This window comes from Pseudomonas sp. 1 R 17 (assembly GCF_900067035.1).
GTDB classification, from domain to species: Bacteria; Pseudomonadota; Gammaproteobacteria; order Pseudomonadales; family Pseudomonadaceae; genus Aquipseudomonas; species Aquipseudomonas marginalis.
Window position 1 is genome coordinate 95,759 of the sequence record NZ_FKLB01000066.1, and the last position, 12,032, is coordinate 107,790.

Below are 12,032 nucleotides of genomic sequence, written 5' to 3' on the forward strand. Positions count from 1 at the left end.
TGGCGGTGTCTCAGTTACAGCTAAGCTGACTGACACCCTGCTATCGGGAGCAAGCCCCCTCCCACATGGGTTGTGTGTTTCCAAAGGATTACCCTTCAGCGCAGGATCTTCGGCGCTTCATCCCTTGGCAGGTTATTGCGCAACACCGGCTGGCCAGGCTCTTGATAGCCGCCGCCTAACTGTTCCGCCAGTTGCCGTGCCACGTCCTCACCCAGCGCCTTCGACACTTCCTTCACCACCCGCGGCCGGTTCAGGCTCACGCGTATGTCGCGGCTGTTCACCAGCTTGGTGTCCTGGCCTTCGCCCATGGCGGTAAACGCCGAGGTGATTTCGTAGGTGCGGGTGTTGATCAGGCTGAAATCCGCCACCAGCGTCAGGCCCAGCACCGCCGAGTAGCTGTTGGTGTGGTCCAGGGCGTTGATGTCCTGGGTGAAGTCGATGTCTGACAGCGTACCGAACAGCACATAGTCCGCGCCCTTGAAGTGACCGGCCTTTATGCGCTTGATCACGTCATAGACGTCACCCTTGGCATCGGCGGTGTAGGGCGTGCCCTGCACCAGCTGGAACTGGCGGGACTTGAGAATCTCCCCCTTGATATCACCGCTGAACTTGCGCAGCTCGGTTTGTTCGATGTAGCTGCTACGGCTCTCGTACTCGCTGTAGTTCGATGCACCGCTGGCGTTGTAGCTGCTTGCCTGGAAGTTGTTGCTGGCCGAAACCTGGTGGATGTACTCCTCGACCTGCGCCTGGTAGGCCAGGTCGGTCACCGCAATCTTGGGTGCAGCCGAGGCGCCAAAGGCGCACAACAGGCCGATCAAACCGATCCATGCACGCATTGCCTAGCGCTCCGTGGTCTTGCGGATTTCTTTTTCGTCCATCCATTCGGCCAGGCCGCTCTCGACGTCGATCAGCTGCAGGCTGAACTTGTAGAACACGTCCTTGTAGTCCGAGCTGCGCTTGACGATGGAACTGATGGAGCCTTCCAGGCGGTACTTGGCGGCGACCATGTTGCCGGTCTTGCTGACGCTGGACTTCTTGTACAAGCCGCTCTGGTTCTGCAGCTTGAGCTGGTCGACCTGGCTTTGCATGTCGGTGTTGTCACTGGCGAAGCGTGCGGTGCCGGTCTTCATCAGCTGGGTCTTGATCGACGTGGTGATCTCACGGGTGTCGATGTACTCGCTGGTCTTGTTCTTCACGTCATACACCTGCACCACCGGGCGGCCTTGCAGGATGCCGGACTGGGCGAGGGAGCGGGTCATGCTTTCGGCGATCATCTGCAGGTCGGTGGAGCCGAACTCGTTGGTCACCAGTTCCACGGCCTTGGTGTCGCCGTAGCTGATGTTTTTACCACCCAGTACCGGGGAGGTATTCGCGCAGCCGCTGGCCAGGACGGCAACCACGGCGAGAATCGAGAAGCGTGCAAGCATGGGGAAATCTCTCAGCAGCAAAAAGAATGAACGGCTCAAGGGGTTTTGACTTCAAGGCGGAAGTCCGCGGCCTGGGGCACATTGGCAATGGCGGGCAGGAAGGTCGCCTGGTTGGCGTACAGGTTCAGCACTTTCCAGGTCTCTTCATCGCCCACCGGGAAACCATCGGCGCCCAGCCAGGCGAAGCGGTAATACATCATCTGGTTACTGCTGGTGATATTGCTCAGTTGCACCTTGGCGGTGAGGAAGCCGTTCTCGCGGGCCACACGAATGGCGCCGACCGCGATGCCCTTGAACTTGCCCATCACCACGATCTTGCTCGCGGCGCTGCCAGGCTCCGGTGGTGGCGGGGTGGCGCAGCCGGCAAGCAGGACCAGCGCCAGTGCGCCGAGGATAAAGTGACGCATAGGGTGCTCCTTAAGGTTGTTTGAGGGCGATGGCCTGGGTTGTCGTGCCGGGCAGCACATGGGCGGCGAGGCCACCGGCGAACACTTGGTTGCCGACCACGCGCAGGGTGATCACCTGGTAGCGCTGGTCGGCCTTGATCGTTACCAGCGTGCCACCCAGGGCGTTGGGCAGGCTGACCTGGTGTTCACCACGCTTGAGGCGCAGACGCGTGACTTGGGTCATGTCCGGCAGGGTGCGCCAGGTGCGGGTGTCGGCGCCTTCGGTCACGGCCGAGGCGATACCCAGTACCAGGCCTGCCATGGGGTTGGTCTTGTTCAGGTTGTTCTGCGCCACACCACGGCTTACCGCACGCACGGTAGTGCGCAGGATGATGCCTGGCATGTCGTCACGCAGGGCGCGGCGGGACATGGCCGTGGTGCTGTTGAGCGCCGTGAGGTTCTGTTGCTGGCCGTCGACACCGATCTGGGCAAAGGTCGCTGTGGAGGTGTCGGCCTTGATCACCGGGAACGACAGCGGGGTGATCACCAGATTGCCATTGATCGGGATCGGCAGCGGCAGGCGTATCGAGTCGCGGGCGGGTGCGAGGCCGCTCTGCACTACGATCAGCACGTCGGTTTCGTCACTGCCGACCTTGGATTTATCCAGGTCGAGCAGCGCTTTTTCCAGCAGTGGTGTGTTAGGGCGCAGCTCGACGGCCTTGCGATAACCGGGGGCTGCCAGGTCTTTTTCGCCCAGGGCTTCGTAGACGAAGCCGGCCAGGTAATGGCTGAACGCACTCTGGTAGCTGTTCTTCAGGCCGACCACCTCCGGCGCGTCGAGGGCCTGCACCGGGTAGCCGTGCAGGTCCTTGATCTGGGTGGTCACGCCCTGTTGCTCGGCTTCGTCTTCGCGCTTGAGGTATTCCTTGTCGCGCAGGTCGGCGATCACCGCTTCGCGTTCGTGGGTCTTCTTGATTTCGGTGCGTGCACCGTCGAAGTCGTTCAAGGCCAGCAGGTTCAGGGCCATCTGCGTGGTCAGCATGACTTTTTCGTAGTCATAGCCTTCGTAGCGACGCACCTTGTCATTGGCCAGGAAGCTGCCGAACTGGGAAAGGTATTTTGCGCTGTCGAACTTGACCGACTCTTCCCACTTGTAGACTTGCAGGTCGGCGCTGCGCCAGGCGGTCTGGCTGCCGGTCAGGTCGCCCTTGGCCCGCAGCAACTCGCCCTTTTCGAAGAAATACAGCAGGTCTTTGTCTTCGCCGGTGTTGTTCTTTTCCAGCAGGGTCAGGGCGGCGTCGACATTGCCGGTGGCGAGTTGCTGGTTGGTGGCTTGCAGCTCGGCGTCGTAGCTGCGGAACATTGAACAGCCGCTGAGCAAAGTGACTGCCGCGAGCGCGAGCGGAGGTAAGGCGCGAAAAACCATGTCACTTCTTCCCTGAAAGTAGTCAACCAATATGGTTATTCCTCATAAAACCGAGGAACGAAATTCCCTTTCGCACTAACAGGGCGCGGCATTATAAGCATCGTTACTGGCAAAACAATGGCTTTTTGCCTCGATTGAGCTGACAGCGATGCCAGTAACCCATCTCCAAAATGCCCCGTCCGCCCACACGACAAATCACTAACGCCTTGAGTCAAACCCTTTAACGCTTAACAATGTGTTACTTCGTATTTCCACTTGAGATTCATTCATGACTGGCCCCTTCCGTTTTCTCGCCTGGCTGCTGTTGCCGGCATTGATGTCGTGCAGCTTCAACCTGCTGGCCGCGACTGCCGAGGGCGCTCCACAAGCCCTGCATCTGCTGGACTACATTGGCGCCGACTACCCACCGACGGTAGAGGCGGGCAAGGTGGTGGATGATTCGGAATACCGCGAGCAGGTGGAGTTTCTTGGGGTCTTGCAGGGGTTGGTGGCGGATTTGCCGCAAAAGCCTGAGCGCGCGGAACTGGTGAAGGGGGTCGAGGAACTGCTGGCGGCTGTCACCGCTCATGCAGACGGCGCGACCGTCGCTCGCCAGGCCCGCCAGTTGGGCGCCAAGCTGGCAGTCGCGTATGAAGTCAGCCAAGCCCCGGCCATCACGCCCGACCCGACGCGCGGCGCACCGCTCTACGCCCAGCACTGTTCGGTGTGCCACGGCACTGCCGGTGCCGGCGATGGTCCGGCCGGCGTGGGGATGACGCCGCCTCCGGCCAACTTGACGGATGCTGCGCGCCTGGATCGCCTGAGCCTTTACGCGATCTACAACACCCTGGGCCTGGGTGTCGAAGGCACTGACATGCCGTCCTTTGCTGACCAACTGGACGACCGCCAGCGTTGGGACCTGGCCACCTACATCGCCGGCTTCACCGCCGACCCGGCTGCGGCGAAAAGCGAGCAGCCCTTCAACCTCGCCGACCTGGCCCGCCAGACGCCTAATGAAGTGCTGGCCGCAAACGGCCCAACCGCTGCCGCGACCTTCCGCGCCCAGCGTGCGCAACCGCCGCAGGTCAAGCGTGGCCCGGCGCAGTTGCTCGATTACACCGCCAGCACCCTGGACAAGAGCCTCGCAGCGTTCCGTAACGGTGACCACGAGCAAGCCTATGATTTGTCGGTGGCGGCGTACCTGGAAGGCTTTGAGCTGGTGGAAAGCTCACTGGATAACGTCGATGCCAACGTGCGTAAGGACACCGAGAAGGCCCTGATGGCTTACCGGCAGTCGTTACAGGATGGTCTGCCGATCGAGCAGGTGCAGCAGCGCCTGGACGTGGCCAAGGGCAAGCTCACCGAGTCCGCAGGCTTGCTGGGCAGCGATGGCTTGAGCTGGTCGTTGAGCTACATTTCCGGTCTGCTGATCCTGCTGCGTGAAGGCCTGGAAGCCATCCTGGTGCTGGCGGCGATCCTGGCGTTCCTGCGCAACACCGGCCAGCAATCGGCGGTGCGCAGCGTCAACATCGGCTGGGGCCTGGCACTATTGGCCGGCTTGGCCACCTGGGCATTGGCGGCGTATGTGATTGATGTCAGCGGCGCCCAGCGCGAATTGCTCGAAGGCTGCACGGCGCTGTTCGCCAGTGTGATGGTGCTGTGGCTTGGCGTGTGGATGCACGACCGCCGCCATGCCGCGGCGTGGCAGGACTACATCAAGAGCAGCCTGGTGGGCGGCGGTGGGCGTTTCGGTTTTGCGATATTGGCGTTCTTCTCGGTCTACCGCGAGCTGTTCGAAGTGATCCTGTTCTACGAAACCCTGTGGCTGCAAGCGGGCCCGGCCGGGCACAACGCGGTGCTGGCGGGTGGTGCCACGGCGTTGGTGCTGCTGGTGGGCCTGGCCTGGGTGATCCTGCGCGGTTCGGCGAAACTGCCGCTGGCGCTGTTTTTCGGCATCAATGCGGGGCTGCTGTGCGCGTTGTCGGTGGTGTTCGCCGGGCATGGCGTCAAGGCGTTGCAGGAAGCCGGCATCTTCGGCACGCGGCCAGTGGCGTTCTTTGACTTCGACTGGCTGGGCATCCACGCCGATGCGTACTCGTTGAGCGCACAGGCCGTGGCGATCCTGGCCATTGTGGTGCTCTATGGCCGCAGCCGGCTGGCAGAAAAGCAGCGAGTGGCGGCATAACATGCGCGTATGGATCGATGCAGACGCCTGCCCCCGGGCCGCCAAGGAGCAGGTGGTGAAGTTCGCCCTCAAGCGCCAGTTCGAGGTCGTCCTGGTGGCCGGCCAAAGCCAGATCAAGCCGAGCTTCTCGTGCGTGAAGTTGATCGTGGTGCCCAGCGGCCCGGACGCAGCAGATGACTATCTGGTGGAGCACGCAGTGCCCGGCGAACTGGTGATCTGCAGCGATGTGCCCCTGGCCGACCGCCTGGTGAAGAAGGGCGTCACGGCCCTCGACCCTCGGGGCAAGGAGTTCAGCCCGGCGAACATGAGTGAGCGATTGGCGGTGCGCAACCTGTTTACCGACCTGCGCGAGCAGGGCCAGATGGGCGGTGGACCACCGCCCCATGGGGAGAAGGACAAGCAGGCATTTGCCAACTCACTCGACAGGATACTGACGCGGTTAATGCGCCAGTCCTGATCCGTTGGAGAGGGAGCCCGGCATCCCCACTAATCGTTCTCGTGGGTCAGCTCCAGCACCCGGTCCACCAGCTTGTTGATGCCTGAGGCCACTTCACTGATGCTCTTGCCGAGCATATAGGCGGGCGTACTGACCAACTTGCGTGCGGTGTCCTCGACAATGTCTTCCACGCTGCATTCCTGGTGGGTGGCGCCCATCTTGTCCAGGGCCGCGGCAGTGTCGGTGTCGTTGCCGATGGTGCAGGTCACGCCCGGGCCGTAGATCTTCGCGGCCAGGGCCGGCGAGATGCAGATCAGCCCCACCGGCTTGCCCGCTTCGGCAAAGGCTTCGGCCAGTTCCAGCACGTGCGGGTTGACGCTGCAACCCGCGCCCTCGACGGCAAAGTTGGACAAGTTCTTCGCCGCACCGAACCCACCGGGTACGATCAGCGCATCGAACTCGTCGGCGTTGGCGTCTCGAATATCCTTGATCTCGCCCCGGGCAATGCGGGCCGACTCCACGAGCACGTTGCGCGACTCGGGCATTTCCTCGCCGGTCAGATGGTTGATCACATGCAACTGGGCGATATCGGGTGCAAAACACTGGACCTGAGCACCGCGCTGATCCAGGCGCAGCAGGGTGATCACGCTTTCGTGGATCTCTGCGCCGTCGTACACGCCGCAGCCGGAAAGGATCACTGCAATCTTTTTGCTCATGGGCATTTCTCCTGGAGTCTTGGCGTTAAATGTCTACTAATTTGTCACCTGTTGCCAATGGGATCTCGCGCTGCTGCACCTAATCTTGATGTAACAAAAATAGACCGGACCAGACCATGGACTTCGTGCCTTACGCGGTACCGTTTTTCATTGCCTTGATTGTGGTGGAGCTGCTCGCCGACCGTTGGCGTGGCCAGCGCAACTACCGGGTGGCGGACGCCATCAACAGCCTCAGCACCGGCGTGCTGTCCACCACCACCGGGCTGTTGACCAAGGGTATGGGGCTGCTGACCTACGCGTTCGCCCTCAAGCACCTGGCGTTGATCGAACTGCCTGCCCACAGCGTCTGGACCTGGGTATTCGCCTTTGTGTTCTACGACTTCTGCTACTACTGGCTGCACCGGATGGGGCACGAGCGCAATATCCTGTGGGCCGCGCACTCGGTGCATCACCAGAGCGAGGACTACAACCTCAGCACCGCCCTGCGCCAGACCAGCACCGGCTTCCTGCTGAGCTGGATCTTCTACCTGCCCCTGGCCGTGCTTGGCGTGCCGCTGGTGGTGTTTATCAGCGTGGCGTCCCTCAACCTGTTGTATCAATTCTGGGTGCATACCCGGCACGTGCCCAAGCTTGGCTGGTTCGAGTGGTTTTTCGTCACGCCCTCCAATCATCGGGCCCACCATGCACAGAACGCTCTCTACATGGATCGCAACTACGGCGGTGTGTTCATTCTTTGGGACCGGCTGTTCGGCACCTTCCAGGAAGAGGACGACAACGAGCCGGTGATTTTCGGCGTGACCACACCCTTGGCCAGCTGGAATCCGTTATGGGCCAACCTGCAGTTTTATGCACAGCTTTGGCGTGATGCACGGCGTACCGAAAGTAAGTGGGACAAGCTGCGCATCTGGTTCATGCGCACCGGTTGGCGCCCGGCGGACGTGAAGGCCAAATACCCCGTGGCCAAGCCGGATTTGAGCCAGTTCCGCAAATTCGACGTGCCGCTGGGCGCGCGCCAACAGGTCTACATCGCCCTGCAGTTCGCGGCGTATGTGGGGTTTGGCAGCTATTTGATGAATGTCGGCGAGGGTCTGCCCAGCGCAGCGCTGATTGTCGGCTGGGGGGCGATGGCGCTTGGATTGTTCACCCTGGGGGTAGCCCTGGAGAATCGCCCGTGGGCGTTAAAGGCAGAGCTGATACGCCTGGCGCTGAATGTGCCGTTGGTGTGGCTGGCGCCGGTGGTCGGGCTGTGGCCGGCCAGCAACCTGGGCTGGCTGGGCCTGGTGAGCTACAGCCTGCTCAGCGTGATTGGCCTCTACTGTTGCAGGGGCCGGCTTACTCGACTGGTGTCTTAGGCGCTTCTACCGGGACGGGCTCGGTGGCGGCGAGCCGCGCCTTGGCATCGGCACAGGCCTGGCGGGCGATACGGGCGTTCTTGAAGCGGCGGCGCAGCCACAGGCCAAAGCCCAGCAGCAGCAAGGCGCCCAGTACCCATAGCTCGTATTTCTTGACGCTGCCCAGCATGCCTTCCAGTACCGCGCCGAAATGATAAGCCGCAGCGCCCAGGGCCGCCGCCCAGATTGCAGCACCTATACCGTTGAGGATCAGGTAGCGCAGTGGCGGGTAGCCTGACAGACCGATCGCAACAGGCATTACCGTGCGTAAGCCGTAGACAAAGCGGAAGCTCAGCACCCAGATATCCGGGTGCTTACGGATATGTTCCAGGGCCTTGTCGCCCATCAATTGCCAGCGCGGCTTGCGCGCCAACAGTTTGCGGCCGTGCTTGCGCCCCATGTAATACCAAAGCTGGTCGCCGGCGTAGCTGCCGAAGAAGGCAACGACCACCACCAGGTTGATATCCATGTACCCACGGAACGCCAGGAAGCCTGCGAGAACCAGGATGGTTTCGCCTTCGAAGAACGTGCCTAGGAAGAGGGCAAAGTAGCCGAAGTCATGCAGAAATTGTTGAAGCATGGTCTGGGTGCTGGCGAAATGAACGCGCAGCCTACGCCTTCGTGAACATTCATGAAAGTATCGAGATGTGTCACGAAGTGAACAATTCCTACATTAACCGACGAATGCGACTACAGGTCGCATCGTTAAGCACAACTGTCATACCTTCGTCATAATGCCCGCTTATAACTGCAACGCTCGCCCGTGAACCCGGGCTCAGGAGTCTGTCGTGAGCTTTACCCCTGCCAATCGCCTGTTCCCTGCTACCCGCCTGCGCCGTAATCGCCGTGATGATTTTTCTCGCCGCCTGGTTCGTGAAAACGTACTGACGACGGATGATCTGATCCTGCCGGTGTTTGTACTCGACGGTGAAAATCGCCGGGAATCGGTAGCGTCGATGCCGGGTGTAGAGCGTCTGACCATTGATCTGCTGCTTGAAGAGGCGGCGGGCTGGGTCGACCTGGGGATTCCGGCGTTGGCGTTGTTTCCGGTCACGCCGTCTGAACTCAAGTCCCTTGATGCTGCCGAAGCCTGGAACCCGGACGGTATCGCCCAGCGCGCCACCCGCGCCCTGCGCGAGCGTTTCCCGGAGCTGGGGGTGATCACCGACGTGGCGTTGGACCCGTTCACCACCCACGGGCAGGATGGCATTCTTGACGAAGACGGCTATGTTCAGAACGACATTACCGTCGACGCGCTGGTCAAGCAGGCCTTGTCCCATGCGGCAGCAGGCGCCCAGGTGGTTGCGCCGTCGGACATGATGGATGGCCGCATCCAGGCGATTCGCGAAGCCCTGGAACTGGCCGGCCACGTCAATGTGCGGATCATGGCCTACTCGGCCAAGTACGCCAGCGCCTACTACGGCCCGTTTCGCGATGCGGTGGGCTCGGCGCTGAACCTGGGCAAGGCCAACAAGGCTTCGTACCAGATGGACCCGGCCAACAGCCATGAAGCCTTGCACGAAGTGGCGGCGGATTTGGCCGAAGGTGCCGACATGGTGATGGTCAAGCCGGGGATGCCGTACCTGGACATCCTTTACCGAGTCAAAGAGGAATTCAAAGTGCCGACCTTTGTGTATCAGGTCAGTGGCGAATACGCCATGCACATGGCTGCAATCCAAAATGGCTGGTTGAGTGAAGGGGTAATCCTAGAATCCTTGACGGCCTTTAAACGTGCCGGGGCTGATGGCATCCTGACCTATTTCGCCGCCCGCGCCGCCCAATTGCTTAGAGAGCAACAATAGCCCTCACAGGAACATTCGATGAATACCGAAGGACTCTCCGAAGTTGCCGTAAAAGACGCTCACCCGGTGGTGGAACAAGTCACCGAGACCCCGCCGGAGCACGAGCCGGCCGCGCCTGTGGTGGTAGCCGAAGCGCCAGCCCCGGCCCCGGTGGCCGCCGTAGTGACCAATCTGGATGACAGCAGCCTGTACATCCACCGCGAGCTGTCACAACTGCAATTCAACATCCGCGTGCTTGAACAGGCACTGGATGAGTCCTACCCGTTGCTGGAACGCCTGAAGTTCCTGCTGATTTTCTCCAGCAACCTGGATGAATTCTTCGAGATCCGCGTCGCCGGCCTCAAGAAACAGATCACCTTCGCCCGTGAACAAGCTGGCGCGGACGGCCTGCAGCCGCACCAGGCGCTGGCGCGCATCAGCGAGCTGGTGCACGGTCATGTGGATCGCCAGTACGCGATCCTCAATGACATCCTGTTGCCGGAACTGGAAAAGCATCAGGTTCGCTTCATCCGTCGCCGCCACTGGACTACCAAGATCAAGACCTGGGTGCGTCGCTACTTCCGCGACGAAATCGCGCCGATCATCACCCCGATCGGCCTGGACCCGACGCACCCGTTCCCACTGCTGGTGAACAAGAGCCTGAACTTTATCGTCGAGCTGGAAGGTATCGACGCTTTCGGTCGCGATTCGGGCCTGGCGATCATCCCGGCGCCGCGCTTGCTGCCACGGATCATCAAGGTACCCGAAGAGGTGGGGGGCGCTGGCGACAACTATGTATTCCTGTCGTCGATGATCCATGCCCACGCCGATGACCTGTTCCAAGGCATGAAGGTCAAGGGCTGCTACCAGTTCCGCCTGACCCGTAACGCCGATCTGGCGCTGGATTCCGAAGACGTCGAAGACTTGGCCCGCGCCCTGCGCGGCGAGCTGTTCTCGCGGCGCTACGGTGATGCGGTGCGCCTGGAAGTGGCCGACACCTGCCCGAAACACCTGTCGGACTACCTGCTCAAGCAGTTCAACCTGGGCGAGACCGAGCTGTACCAGGTCAATGGCCCGGTGAACCTCACGCGCCTGTTCAGCATCACTGGCCTGGACAGCCATCCGGAGCTGCAATACACCCCGTTCACCCCGCAGATCCCGAAACTGCTGCAAAACAGCGAGAACATCTTCAGCGTCGTGAGCAAGCAGGACATCCTGCTGCTGCACCCGTTCGAGTCCTTCACCCCGGTGGTCGACCTGCTGCGCCAGGCTGCCAAGGACCCGCACGTATTGGCCGTGCGCCAGACCCTGTACCGTTCCGGTGCCAACTCGGAAATCGTCGACGCGCTGGTAGACGCCGCGCGCAACGGCAAGGAAGTCACTGCGGTGATCGAGTTGCGCGCGCGCTTTGACGAAGAGTCGAACCTGCAATTGGCCAGCCGCCTGCAAGCGGCCGGCGCGGTAGTGATCTACGGCGTGGTGGGCTTCAAGACCCACGCCAAGATGATGCTGATCCTGCGCCGTGAAGCCGGTGAAATCGTGCGTTACGCCCACCTGGGCACCGGCAACTACCACGCCGGCAACGCCAAGCTCTATACCGACTACAGCCTGCTGACTTCCGACGACGCCTTGTGTGAAGACGTCGGCAAGTTGTTCAGCCAGTTGATCGGCATGGGCAAGACGTTGCGCATGAAGAAGCTGCTGCACGCGCCGTTCACCCTCAAGAAGGGCATGCTCGACATGATTGCCCGCGAGACCCAGTTCGCCCTCGAGGGCAAACCGGCGCACATCATCGCCAAGTTCAACTCGCTGACCGATCCGAAGATCATCCGCGCGCTGTACAAGGCCAGCCAGTCCGGGGTGCGTATCGACCTGGTGGTGCGTGGCATGTGCTGCCTGCGTCCGGGCATTGTCGGCGTGTCGCATAACATCCATGTGCGCTCGATCATCGGCCGCTTCCTGGAACACACGCGGGTGTTCTACTTCCTTAACGGCGGCGAGGAGCAGATGTTCCTCTCCAGTGCCGACTGGATGGAGCGCAACCTCGACAAGCGTGTGGAGACCTGCTTCCCGGTCGAGGGCAAGAAGCTGATCATGCGGGTCAAGAAGGAGCTGGAAAGCTACCTCACCGATAACACCCACAGCTGGAGCCTGCAGTCGGATGGCCGTTACGTGCGTAACACGCCGACTGGCAACCAGAATCCGCGCAGCGCCCAGGCGACGTTGCTGGAAAAGTTGGGTAGCCCGATTCTGTCGGTGAACTAACAGACAACACGCTCTGAAAATGTGGGAGGGGCGGTGCGAC

11 protein-coding genes are annotated in these 12,032 nt (G+C 61.3%); 5 read left to right on the forward strand and 6 right to left on the reverse strand.

What is annotated here, in order from left to right; translation table 11 throughout:
- Window positions 1-95: 95 nt before the first annotated feature.
- The 4 genes from BFP99_RS28305 to BFP99_RS28320 are packed head-to-tail and all read right to left on the reverse strand — an operon-like array spanning window position 96 to window position 3,239.
- On the reverse strand, window positions 96-836 hold the full coding sequence (locus BFP99_RS28305; RefSeq protein WP_065926669.1) for a penicillin-binding protein activator LpoB: 741 nt from the start codon (window positions 834-836) through the stop codon (window positions 96-98).
- 3 nt (window positions 837-839) lie between these two features.
- Window positions 840-1,427: a penicillin-binding protein activator LpoB gene (gene lpoB, locus BFP99_RS28310; RefSeq protein ID WP_027608342.1), complete on the reverse strand. Its 588-nt coding sequence runs from the start codon at window positions 1,425-1,427 to the stop codon at window positions 840-842.
- A gap of 35 nt (window positions 1,428-1,462) precedes the next feature.
- The gene (locus BFP99_RS28315; protein ID WP_015886478.1) at window positions 1,463-1,834 is read right to left on the reverse strand and encodes a YcfL family protein; all 372 of its coding nucleotides are present in this window, start codon (window positions 1,832-1,834) and stop codon (window positions 1,463-1,465) included.
- Between the two features lie 10 nt (window positions 1,835-1,844).
- Window positions 1,845-3,239: a COG3014 family protein gene (locus BFP99_RS28320; RefSeq protein ID WP_065926668.1), complete on the reverse strand. Its 1,395-nt coding sequence runs from the start codon at window positions 3,237-3,239 to the stop codon at window positions 1,845-1,847.
- A gap of 268 nt (window positions 3,240-3,507) precedes the next feature.
- Between BFP99_RS28320 and BFP99_RS28325 the strand changes: the two genes are divergently transcribed.
- Window positions 3,508-5,403, forward strand: a complete 1,896-nt coding sequence (locus BFP99_RS28325; protein WP_065926667.1) for a cytochrome c/FTR1 family iron permease — start codon at window positions 3,508-3,510, stop codon at window positions 5,401-5,403.
- Between the two features lies 1 nt (window position 5,404).
- Window positions 5,405-5,860, forward strand: a complete 456-nt coding sequence (locus BFP99_RS28330) for a YaiI/YqxD family protein (RefSeq protein WP_065926879.1) — start codon at window positions 5,405-5,407, stop codon at window positions 5,858-5,860.
- A 29-nt stretch (window positions 5,861-5,889) separates the two neighbouring features.
- On the opposite strand, the gene elbB is transcribed toward BFP99_RS28330, so the two are convergent.
- A complete protein-coding gene (elbB, locus tag BFP99_RS28335) occupies window positions 5,890-6,555 on the reverse strand; it encodes an isoprenoid biosynthesis glyoxalase ElbB (RefSeq protein WP_065948752.1) in 666 nt (221 codons plus the stop codon).
- 116 nt (window positions 6,556-6,671) lie between these two features.
- Here elbB and BFP99_RS28340 point away from each other — a divergent pair, with 116 nt between their 5' ends.
- The gene (locus BFP99_RS28340; protein WP_065948753.1) at window positions 6,672-7,907 is read left to right on the forward strand and encodes a sterol desaturase family protein; all 1,236 of its coding nucleotides are present in this window, start codon (window positions 6,672-6,674) and stop codon (window positions 7,905-7,907) included.
- Here BFP99_RS28340 and BFP99_RS28345 read toward each other — a convergent pair.
- Complete coding sequence (locus BFP99_RS28345; RefSeq protein ID WP_065926664.1) at window positions 7,888-8,526, reverse strand: DedA family protein; 639 nt, start codon at window positions 8,524-8,526, stop codon at window positions 7,888-7,890. The genes BFP99_RS28340 and BFP99_RS28345 overlap by 20 nt on opposite strands.
- A 208-nt stretch (window positions 8,527-8,734) precedes the next feature.
- Between BFP99_RS28345 and hemB the strand changes: the two genes are divergently transcribed.
- Together hemB and ppk1 are read left to right on the forward strand one after the other, a co-directional pair.
- Window positions 8,735-9,748, forward strand: a complete 1,014-nt coding sequence (hemB, locus tag BFP99_RS28350; RefSeq protein ID WP_065948754.1) for a porphobilinogen synthase — start codon at window positions 8,735-8,737, stop codon at window positions 9,746-9,748.
- A gap of 18 nt (window positions 9,749-9,766) precedes the next feature.
- Entirely contained in the window at window positions 9,767-11,992 is a 2,226-nt protein-coding gene (ppk1, locus tag BFP99_RS28355) for a polyphosphate kinase 1 (protein ID WP_027608351.1), read from the forward strand.
- Window positions 11,993-12,032 lie beyond the last annotated feature (40 nt).

What these genes read in the sequence shown, in the direction of transcription:
- ppk1 (WP_027608351.1), top strand. Translation starts at nt 9,767, where the DNA reads ATGAATACCGAAGGACTCTCCGAAGTTGCCGTAAAAGACGCTCACCCG.
- BFP99_RS28315 (WP_015886478.1), bottom strand. Translation starts at nt 1,834, where the DNA reads ATGCGTCACTTTATCCTCGGCGCACTGGCGCTGGTCCTGCTTGCCGGC.
- elbB (WP_065948752.1), bottom strand. Translation starts at nt 6,555, where the DNA reads ATGAGCAAAAAGATTGCAGTGATCCTTTCCGGCTGCGGCGTGTACGAC.
- BFP99_RS28330 (WP_065926879.1), top strand. Translation starts at nt 5,405, where the DNA reads ATGCGCGTATGGATCGATGCAGACGCCTGCCCCCGGGCCGCCAAGGAG.
- BFP99_RS28345 (WP_065926664.1), bottom strand. Translation starts at nt 8,526, where the DNA reads ATGCTTCAACAATTTCTGCATGACTTCGGCTACTTTGCCCTCTTCCTA.
- lpoB (WP_027608342.1), bottom strand. Translation starts at nt 1,427, where the DNA reads ATGCTTGCACGCTTCTCGATTCTCGCCGTGGTTGCCGTCCTGGCCAGC.
- BFP99_RS28340 (WP_065948753.1), top strand. Translation starts at nt 6,672, where the DNA reads ATGGACTTCGTGCCTTACGCGGTACCGTTTTTCATTGCCTTGATTGTG.
- BFP99_RS28325 (WP_065926667.1), top strand. Translation starts at nt 3,508, where the DNA reads ATGACTGGCCCCTTCCGTTTTCTCGCCTGGCTGCTGTTGCCGGCATTG.
- BFP99_RS28305 (WP_065926669.1), bottom strand. Translation starts at nt 836, where the DNA reads ATGCGTGCATGGATCGGTTTGATCGGCCTGTTGTGCGCCTTTGGCGCC.
- BFP99_RS28320 (WP_065926668.1), bottom strand. Translation starts at nt 3,239, where the DNA reads ATGGTTTTTCGCGCCTTACCTCCGCTCGCGCTCGCGGCAGTCACTTTG.